General features: G+C 52.5%; 13 protein-coding genes. 3 read left to right on the forward strand and 10 right to left on the reverse strand.

The annotated features are described in order from the left end of the window. Positions 1–21: 21 nt before the first annotated feature. The gene (nagB, locus tag ACFQ2O_RS01445; protein ID WP_377522337.1) at positions 22–1944 is read right to left on the reverse strand and encodes a glucosamine-6-phosphate deaminase; all 1923 of its coding nucleotides are present in this window, start codon (positions 1942–1944) and stop codon (positions 22–24) included. A gap of 471 nt (positions 1945–2415) precedes the next feature. Between nagB and ACFQ2O_RS01450 the strand changes: the two genes are divergently transcribed. The 3 genes from ACFQ2O_RS01450 to ACFQ2O_RS01460 all read left to right on the forward strand — a co-directional run bounded on the left by ACFQ2O_RS01450 (position 2416) and on the right by ACFQ2O_RS01460 (position 7933). Next, positions 2416–5445: a glycoside hydrolase family 3 N-terminal domain-containing protein gene (locus tag ACFQ2O_RS01450; protein ID WP_377522353.1), complete on the forward strand. Its 3030-nt coding sequence runs from the start codon at positions 2416–2418 to the stop codon at positions 5443–5445. Between the two features lie 366 nt (positions 5446–5811). Further along, complete coding sequence (locus tag ACFQ2O_RS01455; RefSeq protein ID WP_377522339.1) at positions 5812–6984, forward strand: acyltransferase family protein; 1173 nt, start codon at positions 5812–5814, stop codon at positions 6982–6984. 205 nt (positions 6985–7189) lie between these two features. Further along, positions 7190–7933 (forward strand): DeoR/GlpR family DNA-binding transcription regulator, encoded by a 744-nt coding sequence (locus ACFQ2O_RS01460; protein WP_377522341.1) that lies wholly within the window; start codon positions 7190–7192, stop codon positions 7931–7933. 147 nt (positions 7934–8080) lie between these two features. Here the strand turns inward: ACFQ2O_RS01460 and ACFQ2O_RS01465 are convergent, their stop codons facing one another. The 9 genes from ACFQ2O_RS01465 to ACFQ2O_RS01505 all read right to left on the reverse strand — a co-directional run bounded on the left by ACFQ2O_RS01465 (position 8081) and on the right by ACFQ2O_RS01505 (position 24416). Further along, complete coding sequence (locus ACFQ2O_RS01465) at positions 8081–10969, reverse strand: FAD-binding and (Fe-S)-binding domain-containing protein (RefSeq protein WP_377522342.1); 2889 nt, start codon at positions 10967–10969, stop codon at positions 8081–8083. 12 nt (positions 10970–10981) lie between these two features. Further along, on the reverse strand, positions 10982–12511 hold the full coding sequence (locus ACFQ2O_RS01470; RefSeq protein ID WP_377522343.1) for a sodium:solute symporter: 1530 nt from the start codon (positions 12509–12511) through the stop codon (positions 10982–10984). 125 nt (positions 12512–12636) lie between these two features. Continuing rightward, complete coding sequence (gene murQ, locus ACFQ2O_RS01475) at positions 12637–13455, reverse strand: N-acetylmuramic acid 6-phosphate etherase (RefSeq protein ID WP_377522344.1); 819 nt, start codon at positions 13453–13455, stop codon at positions 12637–12639. Positions 13456–13491: 36 nt separating this feature from the next. Beyond that, a complete protein-coding gene (locus ACFQ2O_RS01480; protein WP_377522345.1) occupies positions 13492–15351 on the reverse strand; it encodes an outer membrane protein assembly factor BamB family protein in 1860 nt (619 codons plus the stop codon). 328 nt (positions 15352–15679) lie between these two features. Continuing rightward, positions 15680–16291: a peptidoglycan recognition protein family protein gene (locus ACFQ2O_RS01485; RefSeq protein ID WP_377522346.1), complete on the reverse strand. Its 612-nt coding sequence runs from the start codon at positions 16289–16291 to the stop codon at positions 15680–15682. An 82-nt stretch (positions 16292–16373) separates the two neighbouring features. Beyond that, on the reverse strand, positions 16374–17918 hold the full coding sequence (locus ACFQ2O_RS01490) for a glycoside hydrolase family 10 protein (RefSeq protein WP_377522347.1): 1545 nt from the start codon (positions 17916–17918) through the stop codon (positions 16374–16376). An 83-nt stretch (positions 17919–18001) separates the two neighbouring features. Then, positions 18002–19699 carry a RagB/SusD family nutrient uptake outer membrane protein gene (locus ACFQ2O_RS01495; protein WP_377522348.1) on the reverse strand — a complete coding sequence of 566 codons (1698 nt, stop codon included), beginning with the start codon at positions 19697–19699 and terminating at the stop codon, positions 18002–18004. Positions 19700–19718: 19 nt separating this feature from the next. After that, positions 19719–22982, reverse strand: coding sequence for a SusC/RagA family TonB-linked outer membrane protein (locus tag ACFQ2O_RS01500; protein ID WP_377522349.1), 3264 nt, complete (start codon positions 22980–22982; stop codon positions 19719–19721). 177 nt (positions 22983–23159) lie between these two features. After that, positions 23160–24416, reverse strand: coding sequence for an exo-beta-N-acetylmuramidase NamZ family protein (locus tag ACFQ2O_RS01505; protein WP_377522350.1), 1257 nt, complete (start codon positions 24414–24416; stop codon positions 23160–23162). Between the last annotated feature and the right edge of the window lie 226 nt (positions 24417–24642).

Here is a 24642-nt window from a genome sequence, read left to right on the forward strand (position 1 = left end):
GTTATTCACCAAAGAAGAACTTTACTCAAACTTCCAGCGCACAAATGCCTCCATAGCCTCATATTCGGCCAAACCAAGTTTATGGTAGCATCGTGCTGTTTCGCTCGTTCGCTCTTCGGCTCTGACCCAAAACTCGCGCGAGTCGTCCCCAGGAAAAACAGGCGTATCCTTCTGCGACTGGTGCTTGAAAATAGCATGGCGTTTGCGCATCACCTCCTGCGGCGAGAGCGGCACGGCCATCTCCACCTCATGTGTCTCGAATTCGTGCCAGGCCCCGCGGTACAGCCACAGCCAGCAGTCTTTCGCCCACTCTTCTGTTTCGCGCAGGCGGGTGATGGCCTGCAAGATGATATCGAAACATACCTTATGCGTTCCGTGTGGATCTGCAAAGTCACCGGCAGCAAATATCTGCTGTGGTTTCACCTGCTGCAGCAATTCCACCGTCTGCTGTATGTCATCGGCAAAGTCTGTTACCTTCTGCTCCTTAGCCCGCTCATAAAAAGGCAGGTTCATGAAATGAATGTGATCGTCAGCAAGCCCCGCAAACCTGGCACCCGCAGTGGCCTCTCCTTTTCTGATAAGGCCTTTCACAACGCGTATCTCTTTTATGTCGGGCTGATTTGGCTGCTTTTGGTTTAGGAAGCTTCTCATTTTATCGTACAGTTCCTCCAGTTCCTGCGTGTCCTTGCCCTGTGACTTGTTGAAGTCAATCGTAAATTCCACAAACCGTAGGGTCTCCTCATCCCACACTGCCGTATTCCCCGAAGTTTGGTAGGCCACGTGCACATCATGCCCCTGATCCACAAGGCGGATGAACGTCCCCCCCATGGAAATGACATCATCATCAGGGTGCGGCGCGAAAATAATGGAGTGCTTGCGTGCCGGCGCTGCCCGTTCCGGCCGGTTAGAGTCGTCGGCCCCCGGCTTGCCGCCTGGCCAACCGGTAATGGTACGCTGCACTTGATTAAAGATATCAATGTTTATATCATATACAGGGCCTTTCTCTGTCGCCAGCTGCGCCATGCCATGGTTGTTATAATTCTCTTCCGTTAGCTTCAGTATAGGCTTGCCCACTCTGTTTGAAAGCCAGATAACGGCCTTCTTTATCAGCTTTTCGTCCCACACGCAGTCCTTCACCAACCACGGCGTATCGAAACGCGTGAGACTGGCCGCCGCATCTTGGTCCAGCACAAACTCTACATTATCAGACAACTGCAGGTAAGTAGCCGGCACATCGGAGGAGGTTTCCCCCTCTACCGCTTTCTTGATGATAGGCGCTTTTTTCCCGCTCCAAGCCATCAGAATGATTTCACGGGCTTTGAAGATGGTGCCTATACCCATCGTGATCGCCTTGCGAGGCACGTTTTCTTTGCCCCCGAAATCCCTGGACGCATCGCGGCGCGTCATCTCATCCAGCGTTACCAGGCGCGTGCCCGAGTTAGGGGCAGAACCCGGCTCGTTGAAGCCGATGTGGCCTGTACGACCGATACCCAACAACTGCAGATCCAGCCCGCCGAAGGAGGTGATCTTTTGCTCGTAGGCCAGGCAATAGGCATGTATCTGATCCTGCTCCAGTGTGCCGTCCGGTATATGCACGTTGGCCATGTCAATGTCCACGTGGTTGAAGAGGTTCTCTTTCATGAAAGTGACATAGCTTTGCTCTGCCGTCGGCTGCATAGGATAGTACTCATCCAGGTTGAAGGTTACTACATTTGCAAAGCTTAAACCCTCTTCCTGGTGCATACGCACTAGTTCCCGATACACTCCGATAGGTGTTACACCCGTGGCAAGCCCTAGCACCGCGCGCTCTCCCCTCGACTGCTTGTCACGTATTAAGTCGGCTATACGGTTTGCCACTTTTATTGCGGCAACGTGCTGGTCAGGGTAAACAGAGACCGGAAGCTTTTCAAATCGCGTCTCTTCCAATAAGTTTAATCGGGCCATAGTTTTTTAATTCAGTGTTGTTTTATTCTAGATGATATTGCTTCGATATAAATTACAAGCCTCTGACAGGAGCACTTGGGCAAGCCTGGAAAACCAGCAACCTTGTCAGGAAATCTACTAAGATTAAGGGTAATACGCACTACCTCAACCTGCTCCAGCGAGGCCTTTTCCTAAAAGAGCAAGGCTTCACGTTTGGATTTCTGGTTCAATAATGTTTGTAGCTCCCCTCTAGATGCTAGCGGCAACCTGGGTCTTGCTATACTCCGCTCGCACCCTTTCTCACCCTACGCCATACTATAGCTACAGCACCTCCCTGTTTCTACCTGCCTCCTGTACACGAATCTGCTGCACGATGCCAATATTGCTTTTTTTTGCGGGATTGTAAAAAAATAACGCAAATAAAAAACAACTCAAGTGATTTCTATTAAATTGCAGTATATCTGCTACATTAACCTAAACATTTTGAAAAAGATACTTTTTAACGCTTTTGGGCTCCTTGTCCTGATAACGCTAAGTCTACAGTTTAGTCTTCAAGCTCAAAATAATACCGCAGAATACCGCAAAACCGGCCGGAGCTCCGTCGAGAAAGCGGCAGCCCGTGTCTTCAACCCGGCCACCGACCCTCCCTTCCTGGGGGCGAGCCAGGCGTGGGCGGACTCGGTGCTAAGCACGCTCTCGGAGGAGGAGCGCATCGCCCAGCTGATCATGATCCCGGTGTACTCCAACAAAAACCAGGCGCACGTGGACTCCATCAGCCAACTGGTGCAGAAGTACAAGGTGGGCGGCCTGATCTTCTTCCAGGGCGGGCCGGTGCGGCAGGCACACATGACAAACCGCTACCAGAGGGAAAGCCGGGTGCCGCTGATGGTGAGCATAGACGCCGAGTGGGGCCTTGCCATGCGCCTGGACAGCACCACCAGGTTCCCCTACCAGATGGCGCTCGGCGGCATTGAGGACGAGCAACTGATTTATGAAATGGGGGCGGAGATAGCGCGCCAGAGCCGCCGCCTGGGGGTGCACGTGAACTTCGCCCCGGTGGTGGACGTCAACAACAACGCCAACAACCCGGTGATCGGCTTCCGCTCCTTCGGGGAGGACAAGCACAACGTGACCCGCAAGGCCATGGCCTACATGCGCGGCATGCAGGACAACGGGGTGCTGGCCAACGCCAAGCACTTCCCGGGCCACGGCGACACCAACGTCGACTCGCACTACGGCCTGCCGGTGATCCACTTCTCCAGGCTCCGCCTCGACTCGGTGGAGCTCTACCCGTTCCGCCAGCTGATGAAGAACGGCCTGGGCAGCCTGATGGTGGCGCACATGAACATACCGGTGCTGGATAACACACCTAACCTGGCTTCTACTTTGTCTAAACCTATCGTAACTGATTTACTAAAGAAGGAGATGAAGTATGAGGGGCTTGTATTTACGGATGCCTTGAATATGCAGGGCGTGGCCAAGTTCTACCCGCCGGGCGTGGTGGACGTGAAGGCGCTGCTGGCCGGAAACGACGTGCTGCTGAACACGATGGACGTGGGCACCACCATCTCCGAAGTGAAGAAGGCGATCGCCAACGGGGAGATCACGCAGGAGGAAATAGACACCCGCGTAAGGAAAGTGCTGGCCGCCAAGCAGTGGCTGGGGCTGGACAAGTGGCAGCCGATCGAAACCAAAAACCTGATCGCGGACCTGAACAACCCGCACGCCGAGTACCTCAACCAGCAACTGGTGGAGGCCTCGCTCACGCTGCTGCGCAACAGGCGGAGCATCCTGCCGCTGCAGCGCATAGATACTTTGAAGGTGGCGGCTCTGGCCATCGGCACCAAAGAGGAAACAGCCTTTCAGCGCGGCCTCGCCCGCTACACGCGGGTGGACACCTTCTTCCTCTCGCCCACGGCAAGCATAGCCGAGCTGGAGGCGCTGAAAGAAAAGCTACAGCCCTACAACCTGGTAGTGGCGGGCATGCACAAGCTCAACCTGAAGGCGGGCGGCAGCGGCTTCGGCGTCACCGCCGAGATGAACCTGTTCCTCAAGGACCTGATCCGCTCCAAGCCGACGGTGGTGGGCGTGTTCGGCAACGTGTACAGCCTGGCTCACCTGGAGGGGCTGGAGAGGGCCGACGCCGTGATCGCCGCCTACCAGGAGACGGACCTGGCCCAGGACGTGGCCTCGCAGCTGGTCTTCGGCGGCGTGGGGGCGAAGGGGAGGCTGCCGGTCACCGTATCGGGCGCCTTCAAAGTGGGGGACGGCCTGAAGACACAGGCGGGCCTGCGCTTTGCCTACACCCAGCCCGAGGCGGTGGGGATAAAGGCCGCGGACCTGGCGGGCATCGACTCGCTGGTGGCGCAGGCGATGGCGCAGGGCGCCACGCCCGGCGCGCAGGTGCTGGTGGCCAAGGACGGCAAGGTGTTTTACCACAAGGCCTTCGGCAACCACACGTATGCGCAGGAGCAGCCCGTGCAGCTCACCGACCTGTACGACCTTGCCTCGGTGACCAAGATCAGCACCTCGCTGGCCGCCTTCATGAGACTGGCGGGGGAGGGGCGCTTTGACGTGGACCGCACGCTGGGCGAATACCTGCCGATGATGCAGGGCTCCAACAAGGCAAACCTGAAGTACCGCGATATCCTCACGCACCAGGCGCGGCTGCAGGCCTGGATTCCGTTCTGGAAGGAGACCGTGAAGAAGAACGGCAAATTTAAGTGGGCCACCTTCAAGGCAGACTCATCGCGCCGCTTCCCCATCAGGGTGGCAGACAACCTGTACATCCACCGGAAGTACGCCAGTAAGATCTACGATCAGATAAAGGAGTCGCCGCTCAACGAGAAGCCGGGCTACGTGTACAGCGACCTCTCGTTCATACTCGCCCCGCTGGTGGTGCAGCGCATCACCGGGCAGGATTTCGAGACCTACCTGAAGCAGCACATCTACAAGCCCATCGGCGCCAGCACCCTTACCTTCAATCCTTACAAGCAGTATCCTGTAGACCGCATTGTGCCGACGGAGGTGGACTCGCTTTTCAGGAGGCAGCTGCTGCACGGCACGGTGCACGACGAGGGGGCGGCCATGCTGGGCGGCGTGAGCGGCCACGCAGGGCTGTTCGGCAACGCCAACGACGTGGCAAAGCTCATGCAGCTGTACCTGAACGACGGCAGGTATGCGGGCGAGACCTACATCGGCGGCAACACCGTGAGTAAGTTCAGCAAGTGCCAGTTCTGCGGGCAGGGCAACTACCGCGCCCTCGGCTTTGACCGCCCGTCCAAGCCGGGTGCGCCGGACGGCAACGCCGCGCCAGGCGCGCCGGCCGAGAGCTTCGGCCACTCCGGCTTCACGGGCACCTACACCTGGGTGGACCCGGTGAACGGCCTGGTGTATGTGTTCCTGTCGAACAGGGTGCACCCCACGCGTGAGAACCCGAAGCTAAGCCGGCTGAACACCCGCACCAACGTGCTGCAGGTGGTGTACGAGGCCCTGGAGAAAAGCAGGAAAGTGCAGCCGTAATTCGGAACAGTATTCAACCCACACAACAGAAGAGGCGCCGCAAACGGCGCCTCTTTATAGAAGGATACATCAAACAAGCGCCTTATACTTTATCTATACTTTAGGATTTATACTTTAAGCTGCAAGGTGGTCAACCAGCAATTTATTAAGCCGTTTCTGGTGTCCTGGCGCTGTTGTTGCCCCAGAAATTAGCTCTATGACAACATGTGTATACTTATTTACTATTGCCAACCAGGCGCTATTGTTTAAAGCGCCTGGCATTGCTACATTTCCATAAAGCTTCCGCATATTTTTAAGTACAAGCCAATTTCACCTTATTCAAACCTCCTGTTAATAAACTGCTCTTCCAATCAACCTCTGAACTTTATGAACAACGTTGTAACTGCCAAAACCAACGCCGCTACAGGGCTGCTACAAGCCAGCTCCTCAGGCCGATACCTGGCGCTGGATGTACTCCGGGGACTGACTGTCGCTTTGATGATCGTGGTGAACAACCCCGGTAGCTGGGGAAGCATTTATGCACCGTTCAAACATGCAGCCTGGCACGGTTTCACCATAACTGACCTGGTATTCCCGTCTTTCCTTTTTGCAGTGGGGAACGCCATGAGTTTTAGCATGCGGAAGTTTGAGAGCTATCCGGAAAGTGCCTTCCTGAAAAAAGTGTTTAAGAGAACAGCGCTTATTTTCCTGATAGGCCTTTTCCTGAACCTCTTCCCTTTTATCACCCGTGACCCGGAAGGCCAGATCGTGCTGAAGGACTTTACGGCTGTGCGCATTATGGGGGTGCTCCAGCGCATTGCCCTCTGCTACTGCATCGCTTCGTTGGTGGTGCACTACCTCAGGTATAAAGGCACGCTGGCATTTGGCTTTATTACCCTGCTCGCTTACTGGGCAATATCATACTTCTTTGGCGGCTCGGATCCGTACAGCCTCGAGGGCAATGCCGCGCTCAAGTTCGATCGCTTGCTTCTGCCGGAGGAAAACATGTACAAGGGCTTCGGGATACCGTTTGACCCGGAGGGGCTGCTAAGCTCCTTGCCAGCCACTGTAAACGTACTGGCGGGCTACATTGCAGGTATATTTATTCAGAAGCACGGCAACAACGGCACTACTGTGTTCAAGCTAAGTATAGCAGGTGCTGTGTTGGTAGCCATCGCCCTGCTGTGGGATTTCTACTTCCCCATCAACAAGCCCCTGTGGACCAGCTCTTATGTGTTGCACTCTGTTGGCCTGAGCCTGCTCATCCTGGCAGCGCTGATTTACATTTTAGAGATTGCGGGGCTTGTAAGGCTAGGGCACTTTTTCGAGGCTTTCGGCAAGAATCCGCTTTTCATCTTTGCACTGGCCACGCTGCTGATCAAAGCACTCAACTTTATTCGCATTGGTGATATCAGCCTGCAGAAATGGCTTTACGAACACCTGTTCCTGACCTGGTCCGAAGGGAAAACGGCCTCCCTGCTGTTTGCCCTTTCATACATGCTGCTGATGTGGGTAATCGGCTTCTGGATGGACAGGAAGAAGATTTACGTGAAAGTATAAAACAGTTGCCCTGCCATACGTTGCGGGGCAGTAGGCACCGTCGAAACCACGCCGCCTACTGCCCCACAATGCAAAAGCTTCCGTAAGTATAGGCCGAGTATGTAGCAGAAACAAGCTATTCAGAAATGGATTCTTCCAATTTAGGGGTAGGCTTATTGATAGAAAATAACTTATATTTGGAAGTTATTTTTCAAGAAAGAACAGAATGCTAAAGGAAGAACGGCAGGCTTTTATTATAAAGCAGATAAATTTACACAACAAGGTGCTTTCCTCAGACTTGAGTGCCAAACTGAATGTATCAGAAGACACCGTAAGAAGAGACCTGAACGAACTGGCTGAAGCCGGCAAAATCATGAAGGTTCATGGGGGAGCGCTTTCAAAGTCCTTTCATTACCCTTTCCAGCAGACGGAAATATACGCTAAGGAGTCAAAGAAGGAGATTGCCCGAAAAGTAATCCAACTGATACAGGATGAGATGATTGTACTGGTGGGCGGCGGCACCACCATGACGGAAGTGGCCCGCATGATTCCCGACAGCCTGAAGTGCACCTTCTTCACCGTTAGCCCCCTCATCGCCCTGGAACTTGCGGAACGCAGCAACATCAAGGTTTTCCTGGTAGGCGGCCAGCTCTCCAGAAACTCGCACATCAACATCGGCGCCCAGGTGATAAGCCAGCTTTCCGAGATTAAAGTTGATCTGTGCGTGTTAGGAGCCAACAGTGTTTCGCTGGAAGACGGCATAACGGACTCTGACTGGGAGGTAGTGCAGGTGAAGAAAGCAATGATAAAGTCCGCCAACAAGACCGCGATCATGAGCATAGCCGAAAAACTGGACTCTAACCAGAACATGCAGGTCTGCAAACTTAACTCCGTTCACTACCTGGTGACAGACCTAAAGCCCAAATCAGCAGAACTGAAACATTACGCGAAGGCACTAACGGTGTTGTAATTCACCAGACGCGGGATAGGAACCGCTGGTCAGGCACAGTTAAAACAGCCGTAGCATCTTGTTTCTGTATTCAGATTTTACAGGATAATCAATAAAGGCAGGGTTCATTTCTATCAGAAAACGGACCCTGCCTTTATACTATACAGGCTAGAGCGCAGCAGGAGCGCCGCCTGCCACAGCAGCGTTCTGCGTAGCTGTGTTACTGCGCTGCCCGATGCATTCGTCGAGCAGGTACATAATCGATTCGTAGTTTCTGCCTACTGCTTCGGACATGGCCATTTCGCAGGTTTTGGCGCTGGAGTAGTAGCCGTCATATTCCTGCTGCTTCACTTCGTTTGCCTCTGGCATGGTGGCTGATTTGGTAAGCTCAGGCACCAAAAAGCCCCTGTCGCCTGCCATGCCGCAGCAGCCGCTGTGCAACGGCACCGTTACCTCCTGCGCCAGCTGCTTGGCTATACTTACAAACTTGGCCTCCAGCCCCATCTTCTGCAGTGAGCAAACCGGATGCAGCACCACCCGCTCTTTCCTGCGAACCACCTGGGCATGCGGCAACACAAAATCCATAATGTAATCAATGCTGTCGATGATCTTTAGCTTATCTAATTTCGTCTTGTTCTCCGGTGTCAGCACCGGGCGGCAGCCCTGTAGGGTATAGGTGCAGGATGTAACATCCAGCACCAGCGGCAGGCGACCTTCATCGGTCCATTGCCATACTTTCTGGATGGTCTCGTTTGCGGTATGGGCAAAAGCCTTGCTGTACCCCTTAGACGAGAATATCTGACCGCAGCAGCTCCCCTGGGCATCCTGCGGTATCAGGAAGTCGATGCCTGCTTTGCCGGATAAACTAATAAAGGTCTCAATGGTGCTTTTCTTGCCTCCTGCTGCGTCGCCCATGGTGCGGGAAATGCAGGTGGGAAAGTATACCACCGCTGCTTTTTCTTTCGTGCTGCTCGCTTTTTCCGCCTGCGCGGCAAAACCAGGCGCGGCAGCCAGCTGGTTCGACCACAAAGGCAAAGCAGGCACGATGGCTTTCGCGCCTTTTGTCAGGTTCACCAGCGTGTTCGCTCCCAGCAAACTGTTTACGCCAACACCAGCTTTCAGACCCGCCTTCGCGACAGAGGTTGCCAGCTTAAAGTTACTTGCCACCAACAGCGCCACCTCGTTAGCCAAGTCGCTGTGGCTCTCGCGCCGCAGTCGTTTCACCAGGTCTCCCGTGTTGATGTCTACGGGGCAAGCGGTGGCGCACAGGCCATCCACGGCGCAGGTGTCAAGGCCATCGTACTGGTACTGCTGCAACAGCTTCTTGTGCTGCTTTTTGTTTCCCTGCCTTTTCAGCTTCAGCAGTTCCCTGCGCACCACTATGCGCCTGCGCGGAGTAAGCGTAATGTTCCGGCTGGGGCATTTGTGTTCGCAGAAGCCGCACTCCATGCACTTGTCCACCTCCTCCTCTACCTTTGGCAGGTCTTTCAGGTACTGGATGTGCGCGTTTTTATCGTGGTTGATGATGACGCCCGGATTGAGCAGGTTCTCTGGATCGATGGTTTCCTTGAGGGACTTCATGATTGCGTAAATCTCGCTCCCCCACTCCGTCTCCACAAAAGGCGCCATGTTACGGCCTGTGCCATGCTCGGCTTTCAGCGCCCCGTTATACTTCTTCACCACCAGCGCCACTACCTCCTGCAGGAAACGGTTGTACCGTTCTATCTCTGAAGGAGTGTCGAACGCCTGCGTCACCACAAAGTGGATGTTGCCGTCCTTGGCGTGGCCGAAGATGATGGCGTTGTCATACTTGTGCCGCTGAAAGAGGGCTTGCAAATCAAGTATGGCATCGCCTAACCGCTCGACTGGAAACGCGACATCCTCAAGTATAACTGTGGTACCACTGGCTCTTACGGCGCCCACGGCCGGAAACATGCCCTTGCGCACTTTCCACAGGAACGCCTGCTCGGCTGGGTCTGCCGTGAACGCAGGAGGGCTTAGCAGGGCAAGCTGAGGCGACAGCGACAGGAAGCCATTTACCTTCTCCTGCAGCTCCTCCTGGTTGTTTCCCTGGAACTCCACCAGCAAAGCCGCCGCCGCACCCGGCAGCGTTTTAATGAGAGCAGGCACGCCCTCCATATGCTCAATCGAACGCAGCGATGCCCGGTCCATCAACTCTACCGCTTCCGCGCCTGCCTCTGTTAAAGGCACAATGGCCTGGCAGGCCGCATACATATCAGGGAAGTACAGCAGCGCCGTGGACTTGGCGGGGTAATCGAGCACCGTTTGCAGCACGGCTTCGGCTATAAACCCAAGCGTTCCCTCGGCACCGATCAGCAGGTGTGCCAGAATGTCGAGTGGGTGCTCGTAATCAATAAAGGCGTTTACGGAATAGCCAACCGTATTTTTGGTTTTATACTTGTGCCGGATAATGTCGTGTAGCGCGGGCTGCTGCTGCACCTGCGCCCTCATCTCCTCCAGCTTCAGGTATATCGCAGGGCATTCCTCCCTGAAACGGGCGTAGTCTGCCTCGGCTTCGGTGGTATAGCTTTTGCCGTTCGGCAGCACAAACCGGATGTACCTGGTGGTGTGGTAGGAGTTTTTGCTCACGCCGCAGCACATGCCACTGGCGTTGTTGGAAAGTATACCACCCATCATGGCTGAGTTTATACTTGCCGGGTCGGGCCCGATTTTGCGCTTATACTTCCGCAGAAAGGCATTCACGATGGCTCCGATCACCCCGGGCTGCACCCGCACCAGTTCCCCCTCATTCTCCACCGTAACCTTGTTCCAGAACTGGCTCAGGTCCACCAGTATACCATCTGTTATAGACTGCCCCGAAAGACTGGTGCCTGCCGTGCGGAAGGTAAGCGGGACCTTGTGCTGGTGCGAAAACGCGAAGAGGCCCTTTACCTCTTCCTCAGACACCGGCTGCACCACGGCTTTCGGCCTCAGGTAATAAAAACCGGCATCCGATGCCCACGATACTACATCGATCAGCCGTGCGCGTATGCGCGCCTTTGGCAGAACGGTTTCCAAAAGCTTTTCTATTTCCATAAAATGCGAGGCTTAATACGCCGTTTGCTTTTGTTTGGCGCCAGGCAGTGAAGAGGCCGCCCCTTCGCTCGTCGCCTCACCCGTGCCCGGTCTGCTGGTCATGGCCAGCATTAGCATGGTGATGGCTGCATTCACCACAATCAGCTCGAAACCCATCGCATAGCCCGTCCAGGCTACGGAGTTGCTGTCGAGTATGTAGGTGATTAAAGGGGACAACAGGCAGATGTACGGCACCAGTTTGTCGGCTACGGCGCGTTTGTTGGCCATACCGAAGGCAAACAGCCCCAGCAGTGGACCATACGTGTAACCGGCCGCCTTAAAGATGGCATTCACCACCGAGTCGTCGTTTATCATCCTGAAGACAAGTATAACCAGCAGCATCACCACTGAAAAAGCAATGTGCACCATGTGGCGCGTACGCACCAGGCGCGGGTCGTTCTGATCTGCCTTCTTGTCGAAATCCAGGAAGTCGACGCAGAAGGAGGTTGTCAGCGCCGTAAGCGCAGAATCTGTGGTGGCGAAGGTGGCGGCCGTTAAACCGAGCATAAACACAATGGCGGGCAGGATATTCAGGTGGTTGAGCGCGATTTCGGGGAACAAGTGATCGGGTGTTTTCAAGGCCGCCACATCAATGCCGTTAGCGCCTGCATACTGGTACAGCAGCGCACCCACGCTCAGGAAGAAGATGTTGATGAACACGAACACCAGCGTAAAGGAAAGCATGTTCTTCTGCGCCTCCCCAATGTTTTTGCAACTCAGGTTCTTCTGCATCAGGTCCTGGTCAAGGCCTGTCATGGCTATGGTTACAAAGATACCGCCGATAAAGTGCTTCAGAAAATGGGCCTTGTTGCCCAGGAAATCCTCCCAGAAAAACATCTTGGAGTAAGAGCTTTCCTTTACAGCCTCAAAGGTTTGCAACAGGTCCAGGTTCAGGCTTCTGGAAATAAACCAAATCGAGAGCAGCACCGACGACAAGAGAAAAACCGTTTGGAGTGTGTCTGTTATCACAATGGTTTTCAGGCCGCCTTTGTGGGTGTACACCCAGATGAGCACGAGGCAGATGGCCACGGTGGCTCCAAAGGGCACGTTCCAGGCATCAAAGATAAACTTCTGCAGCACGATGGCCACCAGGTACAGCCGGAACGCTGACCCGATAACGCGGGAAACCAGGAAAATCAATGCCCCGGACTTATAGCTCCAGTAGCCCAGGCGCCTCTCCAGGTAAGTATAGATCGAGATGAGGTTCATGCGGTAGTACAGGGGAAGCAACACAGTGGCTATCAGCACAAACCCTACGGTGTTGCCCAGCACGAACTGGAAATAGCTGAAGCTGCTGTTGGCAACGGCCCCGGGCACCGAGATAAAGGTAACACCAGACAGCGCAGTACCCACCATCCCAAAGGCCACAAAGTACCACTTGGAGTTCCTGTTGGCGATAAAGAAACTGGAGTTATCCGAAGCGCCTTTCGAGGTGAAGTAAGAGATGCCAATCAGTACGGCGAAATATCCTATCAGAAAGGACAAGAGAATTATTGGAGACATAGGCTAAAAGTATCTAGTGCTAAAATCATACAACGCAAACCGCCTGCACTTTATTTATAGAAAGGCACCTGCAAGTGTAAGCAAGATGCGCCACCTTTGAAAGTAAAAGGTGGCGCAGTATCAGGTTACTCAGGAGAGACCTGCAATGTGCTGTCTATGGCTTTGCGCACACTTCCGTGCTTTTCCAGAAGCGAGGCTGCAGTTTCCTCCGCTATACCTGTTTCGCCCATAATAATGCGCACACCACGGTTATAGAGCTTGTGGTTCGACAGCTGCATGTCCACCATTTTGTTGCCCTTCACCCGGCCGAGCTGTATCATAACAGCAGTGCTGAGCATGTTGAGTACCAGTTTCTGCGCTGTGCCCGACTTCATGCGCGTAGAGCCGGAGAGGAACTCGGGGCCTACCACCACTTCCACAGGGTACTTTGCCTCTGCCGCCACCGGGCTTCCTGAGTTACAAACGATGCAACCTGTGGCTACCCCGTTTTCATTTGCTTTTCTGAGGCCGCCGATCACGTATGGCGTAGTGCCTGACGCTGCCAGGCCTACAACTACGTCGTTTTCATTTATGTCGTATGCCTGCAGGTCTTTCCAGGCCTGCTCCATATCGTCTTCTGCAAACTCTACCGCCTTGCGGATAGCGCCGTCGCCGCCGGCTATCAGGCCTACCACCCAATCAAAGGGCACCCCAAAGGTAGGGGGGCATTCGGAGGCATCCAGCACGCCGAGCCTGCCGCTGGTGCCTGCCCCGATATACAGCAGCCTGCCGCCGGCTTTCATTTTCTCCGCCACCACCAGGGCTAGTTTCTCTAGCTGCGGAAGTGCTTTCTCCACAGCATGGGGTACAGTTTTGTCTTCATTGTTAATATTCTCCAGAATCTCCTTCACAGACATCTTCTCAAGATTATTGTAGTTTGAGTCTTTCTCGGTTGTAATCTCCATTTATGTATAATTAAAATAACTTCTTCTAAGTTTAGCTTATTCAGGCGAGTATTCCAGGCACGTGACTTTACCATCCATAGTACTCAACACCACTCTCTTCTTGCCCAGGGGCATGATCGGGTTCATCAGCCCATTTGAAATTTTATGCTTCCACAGCACCTTTCCGCTTTGCCTGTCGATAGCGCTTGCCATGCCTGAGTTGCTGGGCACGTACACTATTCCCTTGTGCTCCACGATGGCAGAGGGGGCCAACTCGTAAGGCAGCTTCAAGTCAGATTCCCAGGCCAGTTGCATGGAGTCTGCCGCTGTAGACACACCGTATACTTCCCCATCCATCGTTTTCACGTAAACCAGCGCGCTGTCGGCCGATAAGCCCATCGACTCGCGCACCCTGATATCCTTCATCTGCTTCCGCCATACTACGTTACCGGTGGCCGCATCCAGGGAAGTCATGTAACGGTCCGGAGCCACGATGAATACTTTGCCATCCGTAGCCACAGGGTAGCAGGCGGCAGGCGAGAACATTCGGTTCGCGGACCCGTTGCTCCACTTCCAGGAGAGCTCCCCTGTGTTGGCATCCAGGGCATAAAACTCATTGCCCCAACTGCCGAAGTATACTTTCCCTTTGTACAGCAGCGGCTTTGTAACTACAAAGTTGTTTACCTGGTCAAAATCCCAAAGTAATTTACCATCCTTCAGGCTGATGGCCCTGAAGTGCCCGTCGGAAGCGCCGATATATACTTTATTATCCTGGATAAGCGGCGAACCTAAAACAGGTCTTTCGGCCGCCACCTTCCAGAGCAGCTTTCCGCTTGAGATGGCCAGGCAGTAAATGTTGTTATCAGACGAGGCTACCACCACATACTTGCCTTGGATGGCCGGTGTCGCGTAAATCTTACCGTTGGTTTTATAGGTCCACTTACGCTTACCGCTTTTCTTATCGAGGGCATATACCTCCCCGCTGGTGTTCGTAACTACCACCACGTTTTTGCCTGTAGCAGTTCCCGCCCCTATATCGCTGTCATCCTGGTACTCCCACACCACTTTTACGTTCGGGTACACTTTATTTACCGCGTAAGACGGCCTGTGGTACTGAATGGTTTCTTTATCGAAGTGATGGTTTTGGAGCGGCACCTCCAGCCACTGCTGCTGCGTTTGCTCCATGGGCTTTCTCTCCTCAAAGCGGGCAACGCCACCTTCGATGGTAACGATATTGTATCCGCCAGCAGGGTCTTTTGCACGTAAGTTGGAGCGCCCCATTACGCTAGGTATTCCATCGTAAGTAAAGCGGCGGTTGTTGTGGCCGTGGCCATGCAGAATCAGCTGCACGTTCTGCTTCTTCAGCAGGTCTATGGCATCGTACCAGTTGTTTAGGGAAGAATCTTGCGGGTAATGGTTGATGTAAATAACAGGCATGGTGGGATCCTGCATGTTGGTGAGCACAGAATCGAGCCACACAATGTTTTCCCGGGGCACCTGCCCCGGCCCCATGCGCATGTTAGGCCCCGAAGAGGTGCCTGCAAAAAGGTAGCCGCCGTGGGTAAAGGCGAAAGTTTCTGCCCCAAACACGATCCTAAAGCTGTTGCTGCCGCTCTCCGACCAGTTTGAATCATGGTTGCCCGCCACAATGTACCAAGGCTTGTTCAGGTTGTCTATAATGCTCCTTGCCAGCTTCAGTTCTTCGTCGGAACCAAACTCTGTGATGTCTCCCGTCAGGAGCACAAAGCTTAGCGAAGAGTCTGCGTTGATGTCATTTACCGTTCGCTGCAGGTCCTCATCAGCCGTCTTTCCTCCTATATGCGTATCCGACACAAATGCGAACTTAAAGGATTGCCCCTCGCACAGGGAAGTAACCATTAGTAATACCAGAAGTCCTGCATATTTCAGTGTATTCATCTGCTATGGGGGGTTTAATGTAAAATCAAATGTTTGATTGTTTCTCCGCAAGTATGGACATCAGGCAACATGCATAAAAACGCATAACAAAACCTATTCTAAGCTCTAATTTATTAAAATATCAGCAATATCTATTTACTAGTGCCATTATTTAAAATAAAAGCTGCACAAAAACGCAAACACCAGGATACTAATAAGCTCCCATAGCAGGTTGTATTGCTATAAGAGCTTAGGCATCCGGTACAAGTATGGCTTTATTCCGCACCCGCCAACAGCAGCTCATACGCCACGTCGCTTTGCCTTTTAGCAGCGTGCATACAGTGCTGGCCTACCGCTGCGCCGACACCAACTCCCGCAGGTGCGGCAGTTCTGCGTACAGTCCTCTGCCCGGGCAACTGGTAAGGGCAAAGTCCTTGTGCCCGCCTATACTATCTGCCGCAATCTGGAAACGCTCTGCGAGTGCAGGCACCACTATTCTCAGGCTCTCCAGCTGTTGCGGGGTTGTTTCTTCTGTCTCGAAGTTTCCCTCTACCACCACAAGCAGGTGCCCGGCGGGATCGTACGGCGTATTAGAGTCCCCTACATATTTCAACTCCCTCCCCTGCGCCACCTCTCCGTTCACCCCAATGTACAGGTGGTAGGGAATATCAGCCCAGGCTTTTTTCATTTTACCGCTCGCCAAAGGGCTGTCCTTCTGTGAAAAATTCTGCAGTGTCCGCATCTTCTCAGTTAGCGAACGCCCGGGATTTTGGTTGGTGCCTGTATGGTGAATGGTGATCCTTGTCAGCTGGTGCTCGCGCATGGGCAGCACGGGCGCCTTTGCACCCCACTCTTCGCGTGGGAGATAAGCGACATTTTCCGGTACCAGCCGCTTATTGGCCACTTGCTGGCAACCCAAAAACGAGCAGGCAAGCAGCTGCAGAAGGCAAGTATACTTCATCTGTTAATCAGTTAAAGGGTATCACCATACTTACTGCCCGCTTCCGGCACAACAAGTATGGCCTTAGTATGATTCTGAGCTTTTAGCGCACCCTTACCCGAAGGACCTTAGAGGGGGCACTTTCGTTTTTCATCCGGTCGATAGCCGTTACCACGTACTGGTAAGACTTGCCCTTGGCAGCACGCTCATCATGATAAGAGGTAAAGGTATTGTCAAAGCTTATCTTCAGAATTTTCTCCGGGTTCTCCAGATCAATTCTGTCGTTTTCATCAAACCGGTATAGGACGTACCCGTAAACGAGCTCTCCTTCTTCCTCCGCGTTTTCCCACTGTATTTTTGCTTTCCTCGACTTAAAGAACAGCAGGATTTTTTGTTTGCGCAGCGCTACTGGCGACGTAGGCGGCACATTATCCAGCCACCGCATCTGCGGCTGCAGCGTTGGGTAGCGGTAGAAGGCATGCTGCAGAGAATCCCTGAATCCTGCCAAATTGTTAGTAAGGGATTTTGAGCTGAAGAACACACTGCCCTGCACCTTCGGATTTTCACGCAGGTAGCGCATCTGGTTTGGGAGCTGTTGCCGCTCCCGCCAACCCTCTCTGTCCTCCATGGCCCTGTATACCCCCTGCCCCACGTACACGTGCCGGCCAAAAGCGTTGGCGCTCCACCAGTCCACCAGTTTCTCGTAGGGCGCAGGCTTATAGTTGAACGGGAAGTATACCTGCGGATTCACATAGTCGATCCACCCTTCCTGCACCCACTTCCGTGCATCGGCGTACAGGGCACTGTACCCTGACAGCCCGTTGCTTTCTGAGCCGGCGGGGTCCTGCACTTTATTACGCCAGATCCCAAACGGGCTGATACCGAACTTCACATAGCGCTTCTCCGCATGAATGCTGTCTGAAAGTGTCTGAATCAACACATCGACATTGTTTCTTCGCCAGTCATCTATGCTGTCGAACGCACTCCCATACTTGGCATAGGTGATGGAATCTGGCAGGCTTTCCTTCCCCGGGTAGGGGTAGAAGTAATCATCAAAGTGCACACCGTCAATGTCGTAGTTTCTTACTACGCCCATAATCACACCCGTTATATACTCCCTTACCTCAGGCAGGCCAGGGTTAAAGTACTGCTTGCCCCCATAGGTAAAAAACCACTCAGGCCTGGTGCGGGTAATATGGTCCTGGCTGATAAGCGAATCGATAAGGTTGTTGGAGGCGCGGTATGGGTTAAACCAGGCGTGTAGTTCCATGCCTCTCTTGTGTGCCTCTTCGATGGCGAACTCCAGTGGGTCGTAGAACGGATCGGGTGCAAGGCCTTGCTTGCCTGTAAGGAACCTACTCCAAAGCTCGCTGCTTTTTGCGTAGAAAGCATCTGTTGATGGCCTTACCTGCAGCATCACCGCGTTTATACCGGTTCTTTGGTGCTCGTCCAGTATCTGAATAAACTCCTGCTTCTGTTCATCGGAGTTTACCCGGCCCACCGGCCTGGAGGGCCAGTCGATGTTCTCGACCGTGGCAATCCAAACGCCTCTGAACTCTCTTTTAGGGTTTATCGTGTTTCGCTCCTGCGCGTGGAGCACTGTTGTGAAAATTAAAAGAAGGGAAAGTAGTATGGAATTCTTTGCCATCGCTAACTGTGTTGCTGTTTATAGAAAAAGCCCTCCACGCTTTTCACCACATGGAGGGCTTTCTTGAATTATGACGTATTACATTACCAGCCTGGATTCTGGTTCAGTTCAGCTCCGTTGTTTCTGTAAAGCGTTAGCTGATCCAGTGGAATTGGGCTCAGGTAAACTTTAGGATCTACAAAAACACGGGCCGAAGGAGAGGGGATGATGTACCCTTGTGTTCCTTCTGTCAGCTTCACATCCGGTTTGTTCTTCTCAGGATAGTCTGCCAGGTTCACCCAGGCACCTCTGTTGATATCCTGGTTCGCCTGTGTGTCAGTATACTCCAGTTTCTTCCATCTTCTAAGGTCATCCAGTCGGAAGCCTTCGAAAATCAGTTCCACTCTTCGCTCACGACGAATCTCCCAAATAACAGAAGGCACGGTAGGATCTTTATCCGGGTCGGTATAGGTAACGCCGTTTACAGAAGGTTGGTCCCCTTCAAGCTGCAGGTGCGGGAGACCAACTCCTACTCTGTCTCGCAGCACATTCACTGACATGTTTAAATCTCTATCCGTGAGTGCAGGCCCTCCTACTGTGGCAAGCTCAGCCGCCGCCTCTGCATAGTTGATCAGGACTTCGCCATAGCGTATAACAGGGGCATCCGTAGGGTTGTAGCTAAGGCTACCTTCAGGTGCATCTTTGATCGATTCGTTCAGGAACTTGTGGGTGGCGTAACCAGTGGTAGAGTAATTTCCGGCGATACCGTTAAGGCGCAGTTCATCAGAAACAAAGGTTTCATACATGCGAGGGTCCCTGTTAGCCATTACCTGCTCGATGCCGTGATCTCCCTGGTACAGTGGGGAAATCTCAATTGGCAACCCGTCCTCTGCCAGGTACGTCTCGATCACATCTTTAGAAGGGCCAGTTTGCGGTTCGTTGTTGTTGTAGTGCATTAGCGCATGCGTCAGCACCCCAGGTTCATACTCCCTGTACATGATAACCTCCGGGTTGGATGCCAGGCTCAGTGAACTGAACACATCTCTGTAATCACCCAAGGCGTACCTGCCAGAGTTGATGATTTGCCCCGCTGCCCACTTAGATGCCTCCAGGTACTCTGCTGCTTTGGCGGCATTGTTGTTGTGGTACTTCTGCCAGGTGCCCTCAAACAAGAACACACGCGACATAAAGGCCAGCACCACATCCTTGTTTACTGTTAAGCCTTCTTTCCCATCCTCCAACCGCACATGCTCGGCTGCATACCTGAAGTCGGCAAGCACGCTGTCCATCACCATTGCTCGGGAATCACGCCCTTTGTACAGTTCCTCCAGGTCCGTTTCTATCAGCTCTCGGCTGTACCAAGGCACATCTCCAAAGCGCTTTACCAGGTCAAAATACTCCATGCCCCGGAAAAAGCGGCCAACCCCAGTCCAGTGTGCAATGGCCTCTTCCGGCATCGGAACCGTTTGAACGCGATCGATAAACAGGTTTGCTTTTCTAACCCAGGTAAATGTCCATCCACCGCCGGTGGTAGGTACGTTTTTGGTGTATTCCGTAGGTATAAAAGGCGCAAAGTCATCGTTCAGGCTCTGCCCTGTAAAGTAATTGCCCCAGGTGTTTCCGGAGCCGTATCCGGTGAAGTAGGCGGTATAGAACCCGTAAGAGAAGGTTCGCACGTTTTCTTCTTTTGTCCAATAGGTCTCGTCAGTTAACAGATCCTGAGGAGGTGTCTCCAGAAAATCCTTCTCGCAACTAAAAAACGTTAGGGAGAAGAATATAGCTATAGCTATTTTAGTTTTCATTAGTATTCTGTTTTATGTATTAGAGGGTAATTTGAAGTCCGAAAGAGAGCGTTCTTCGGTAAGGATAAACCCGGCCAAAAGAAGCGGGGTCACTTATGCCTGCGCTGGTATAATCTACCTCGGGATCTATTGGCAGGTCTAAGTTGTCAAACTCAAACAGGTTCTCCCCACTTACATACACGCGCAGACGCTCAATTTTGGCCTTGCCCGTCAGGCTGCTTGGCAATGTGTAACCGAAGGTGATGTTCTTCATTCTCAGGTAAGACATGTCCAGCAGGTACTTGGTTTGCGGCAGGAAATTCCTGGCGTTGTTCGACTGGCCCGCGTCCGTAGGGCGTGGGTAGAAGGCATCCTGGTTTTCTGGTGTCCAGTAGTCCAGCTGGTGCTGGTAGAAGGTAGCTTCCTGTGCTCTGAAACCTGGGATGAAAATAGGCCCGGATGCCCAGAAATCGCGCTTGCCCACTCCCTGCAGGAACATGCTCAGGTCAAAGCCTTTCCAGTCTGCTCCCAGGCGTAAACCATACTGGTAGCGCGGCGTGGAGTTTCCAATTTTTTTCATGTCGCCATGATCGTCCAAAGTATTGGCACCACGGTCAATTTTCCCATCGCCGTTCAGGTCTTTATACTTCACGTCGCCAGGGCCGTAAACGAATCCACCGCCCTCGAAGTATGACTGGTCTGCCACGCCCTCTTTCAGCACATAATTGCCACTGGCATCCAATACAAAGTCATCTTCAGAGAAGAAGCCGTCTGTCTCGAATCCCCATATCTCGCCAAGGTTCATTCCTTCGTAGTAACGCCCAAGTATGGCATTGCGGGCAGCTATCGGATCAGGGATGGTCTTGGTAGAGTTTTCATACTTTGTAATCTTCTCCTGGAAGTCAGACAGGGTACCTGTTACATTAAAGTTAATACCATTGTCAAACGAGTGGTTCCAATCCAGGGCCAGTTCCCAGCCGGTAGTCTGCATTTCACCGTAGTTCCTTTTTGGAGCTGTAGTGCCTAACGTTGCCGGCGGCGTAACACCTGAGCTGTGCATGTCTGTAACAGATCTTCTGTACCAATCGGCGGTAACACCGAACTTATCGTTGAAGAACCTGGCGTCTAAACCGAAGTCGAGCGTAGAAACTGTCTCCCAGGTTAAAGCTTCGGAAATATAGGATGGTGTTCCGACCATTAGGGTATTTACGCCTCCCATTATCCAGTTGGAGTTCGATGGGGCCATTGTGGAGTAAATACTGCTGATGCTAGCGTTCTGGTTTCCGATAGAGCCCCAGGAGCCTCTAAGCTTCAGGAAGGTCATTACGGGCTGTGTAAACGCCATGAAAGGTTCCTCACTGATCACGTAGCCCGCAGACATTGATGGGAAAAAGCCCCATTTTTCGCTTTTGGACAAACGGGATGAGCCGTCGTACCTGCCGTTAAGCTCCAACAGGTATTTGCTTTTGTAGGAATAGTTTAAGCGGCCAAAGAAGCCAAGCGTAGTCCAATGGTTCCTGTCACCAAACACAAGCTGGTCTCCAGTTGCCAAAGGCAGCTCGCCCTGGTCAGGGTTCAGCAATCCTCTTTTCTCAGACGCCTGCCACCAGTATTCATAAACCTCTGCATCTCCACCCGCCAGAAGTTTAAACGAGTGCTCGTTTATATCTTTTACGTAAGTGGCAAAAGCCTTACCGGTGTGCATGTCACTCCAGCTTGACTCGTACCGCACCTTATCATATGAAGCAGAAGTATAAGGTCCGTAAGGCATCTGACCTCCGCCTACCCAGTAGTTATATGCCGATACAGAACCTCCCGTTTGGTGGTTGGTCCCATTGAACCTTGTATAGGTATAGTCACCATCAAGCGTTAACCCTTTGAGAGGCTTCAAAGTACCTCCAAGGTTTATCCGTGTCATGTTATCCGTTTGCCTGTTCATTTTGGCCTGCTCAACCTCGGTGATGGCGTTTCTGAATGGCAGCCCCTCGTACGTACCGTAGGGGAACATGGCTGGCCACCTGTACAGGTAGTACCATGGGTCGTAGGTGGCACTGTTAAAGACGAAAGGCGTTGAGTTGATGGAGTTCGAGTACAGCACCTTGGCACGGACATCAAGCCAGTCAGTAACGCTTGTATTTACGCCAAGATTCAGGTTATACCTGTCAAATTGATCCGGGTTGACTTTCAGCACCCCTTCCTGCCCCAGGTAACCTACACCCAGGTAATAGTTTGTCTTTTCACTTCCACCGGAAACGGAGATATCATGCTTTTGCTGAGGCGTCCACTCTTTCAGGTACATTTCACCTGGGTCCCAGGAGCGGTAGAAGTATAGCTTTCCGTCTCTCAGCTCAAAGTCACGGCCCAGTACCATCTCATTTCCCAGATCCTGACCACCGTACAGTTGTTCCCACTCACGCATTCTTCTAACGGCTTCATCATCAACGTTAACGCCTACTATATGAGGCATTTCCTTGCTGCCGTTTATTCTTCTGTAAGACATCAGCGCTAACTCAGAGGCATCTGCGGCAGAGGCAAACTCCGGTGTGGTAGTTGGAGTAGACCAGGAGAAGTTGTTAGAGTAATTTACTTTGGTATCAGCTCCTCTTTTACCCTTTTTAGTGGTGATCAACACCACCCCCCATGCACCTCTGGCGCCATAGATAGAGGTAGAAGCAGCATCTTTCAGCACCGACATACTTTCAATATCTTCCGGGTTTACCATCTGCAGACTTGGTATCTCCACGTTATCCACTAGAATCAGGGGGTTTGCCCCGCCACCGGTTAAAGAGCCCGTCATACCACGGAGCCTGATGGTAGGCTCCTGCCCTATGGTTCCAGTTGACGAGGTAACGGTCAGGCCTGGCGTTGTACCCTGCAGGCCACGCGCCACATCTGGGATAGGGCGCGACGCCAGCACTTCCGCATCAACCGTAGAAACGGCACCGGTAATATCGGATTTTTGCTGAGTCCCGTAGCCCACCACCACTATTTCTTTAAGTGCTTTGGAATCAGCTCCTAAAGCCACATCAATGGTTGTGGCGTCGCCTACTGAACGTTCCTGAGCCAGCATCCCAATAAAGCTGAATACCAGCACATCGCCCGGAGCCGCCTGAATAGAGTAATTTCCATTAACATCAGCGGTTGTGCCGGTAGAGGTACCCTTCACTACCACCGTAACCCCAGGCAACGCCGAACCGTCATCGAAGGAAGTAACTCTTCCGGTAATAGTCTTGCTTTGGGCAAAACCTGCCTGAGCTATGAGCAAGCTTAAGGCGAACATCATACACCGTATTAATACTTTCATAACAAGCTAGAAAATGGGTTTGATTAATTTTAGTTGATAAAAAAATTCCACTCATGGTAAAATCAGCTGGAATCATCCAACTACAGCCGATTTAAGCAGCAATAAAGCACGCGTATCTATAGGGCAGTAAATTCATCTTTATAGCCACGGAGGGCTGTGCTCCTGTTCTGACATCCCTCATGGGTAAAGCAGGTAGTTCTGGCGCATTTCTTTGAACTGACTTAGCCCTGGCTCCCAACTTGCACGGATCTCCTCCTCAGGCACGCCCGCAACAATCTGCTCTTTCAGCTGGGTAGTTCCTGCCAGCTTATCGAAGTTGCCCATCTGTTTGCTTTGCCTGAAGTCGAAGAACTTCTCTTTGTGCGGATAAGCTTGGTACATTTCCATCAGCCACTTCAGGTTTACCTGTTTGCTTTTCCGAAGCGCGTCGGTGTCATAGCTCCTTAAATCAAGCCCAAAGCATGCCTGGTCCTGATGCAGCGGCGTCTCACTCATTCCTTTTATGCCCTTGGGCGTGAATGAAAACGCGTACTTGCCCTCCAGTTCCGGGTTGCCTAATACAGTGAAAGGGAAGTATGTACCGCGCCCCTGGCTGATAATGGTGCCTTCGAACAGGCACAGGCTAGGGTAAAGCAGGATAGACTGCTGAGTATTTAAATTAGGAGAAGGGCTTACGGGTAAAGTATAAGCGCTATCGTGGGTGTAGTTCTTTACCTTCACAATGCGAATGTTACATTTTGCCTTGTTGGCCAACCAACCTTCCCCGTTGATCATCTGGGCATATTCACCGACCGTCATGCCGTGGGCAATAGGCACAGGATGCATTCCTATTCCGGATTTCAGTTCCATGTCCAGTATCGGGCCATCCACCAGGTAACCGTTTGGGTTAGGTCTGTCCAGAATAAGCAGCTCTTTGCCGTTTTCTGCGCAGGCCTCCATAACGCGGTGCATCGTAGCGATATAAGTATAAAATCGCGCCCCTACATCCTGAATATCAAAAACCATCACATCGATATCGGCAAGGCTCTCTTTGGATGGCTTGCTGTTTTTTCCATAGAGGGAGACAACCTGAATTCCCGTCTTAGGGTCCACACTGTCTTCTACATGCACACCGGCACTCGCATCACCACGGAAACCATGTTCCGGCCCGAAAACTTTTACGATGTTAACACCCAAGGCCTGCAGGCTGTCGACGCATGGAACCTCCCCAATGATAGAGGTTGGGTTCACCACCATGCCCACGCGTTTTCCCCTTAGGTAAGGCAGGTAAGCCTCGGTCTGGTCTGCACCTGTTCTGATTTCCTCCACAGCACGGGCTGTAGCATCCGGCTTTTGAACAGCAGCAGCATCTGCCTGACGTAACGGCCCCTTGCAAGAGCCAAAAAGAACCAGTGTCGCCAACAGCAGCAATCGGGCGCGAGAAAAGTTATACATACTTAAAACTCTTTATCAAATTTTTATGGGTTAATGTTCTTTTGCATCCTCGGCTGCTGCGCTTTCAATCTGATCCTGTAACAAGCTTCCCCACACAGCTTTATTAAACTGCTCTTACCATACTTTCCGAGATATACTAAGCAGCTTTCTCTTCAACTTAGCTTTCATGGCCGGAACTGCTTAAATGCAGCAACCTTATTTTTAAAAGAGCATAAAGCTGCAACAG

Origin of the sequence: Pontibacter rugosus, assembly GCF_042678745.1 — a bacterium.
Lineage (GTDB): Bacteria > Bacteroidota > Bacteroidia > Cytophagales > Hymenobacteraceae > Pontibacter > Pontibacter rugosus.

Bases quoted from the DNA above. Each gene is read 5' to 3' on its own strand.
- nagB (WP_377522337.1), bottom strand. From the start codon at position 1,944: ATGGCCCGATTAAACTTATTGGAAGAGACGCGATTTGAAAAGCTTCCG.
- ACFQ2O_RS01455 (WP_377522339.1), top strand. From the start codon at position 5,812: ATGAACAACGTTGTAACTGCCAAAACCAACGCCGCTACAGGGCTGCTA.
- ACFQ2O_RS01460 (WP_377522341.1), top strand. From the start codon at position 7,190: ATGCTAAAGGAAGAACGGCAGGCTTTTATTATAAAGCAGATAAATTTA.
- ACFQ2O_RS01465 (WP_377522342.1), bottom strand. From the start codon at position 10,969: ATGGAAATAGAAAAGCTTTTGGAAACCGTTCTGCCAAAGGCGCGCATA.
- ACFQ2O_RS01470 (WP_377522343.1), bottom strand. From the start codon at position 12,511: ATGTCTCCAATAATTCTCTTGTCCTTTCTGATAGGATATTTCGCCGTA.
- murQ (WP_377522344.1), bottom strand. From the start codon at position 13,455: ATGGAGATTACAACCGAGAAAGACTCAAACTACAATAATCTTGAGAAG.
- ACFQ2O_RS01480 (WP_377522345.1), bottom strand. From the start codon at position 15,351: ATGAATACACTGAAATATGCAGGACTTCTGGTATTACTAATGGTTACT.
- ACFQ2O_RS01485 (WP_377522346.1), bottom strand. From the start codon at position 16,291: ATGAAGTATACTTGCCTTCTGCAGCTGCTTGCCTGCTCGTTTTTGGGT.
- ACFQ2O_RS01490 (WP_377522347.1), bottom strand. From the start codon at position 17,918: ATGGCAAAGAATTCCATACTACTTTCCCTTCTTTTAATTTTCACAACA.
- ACFQ2O_RS01495 (WP_377522348.1), bottom strand. From the start codon at position 19,699: ATGAAAACTAAAATAGCTATAGCTATATTCTTCTCCCTAACGTTTTTT.
- ACFQ2O_RS01500 (WP_377522349.1), bottom strand. From the start codon at position 22,982: ATGAAAGTATTAATACGGTGTATGATGTTCGCCTTAAGCTTGCTCATA.
- ACFQ2O_RS01505 (WP_377522350.1), bottom strand. From the start codon at position 24,416: ATGTATAACTTTTCTCGCGCCCGATTGCTGCTGTTGGCGACACTGGTT.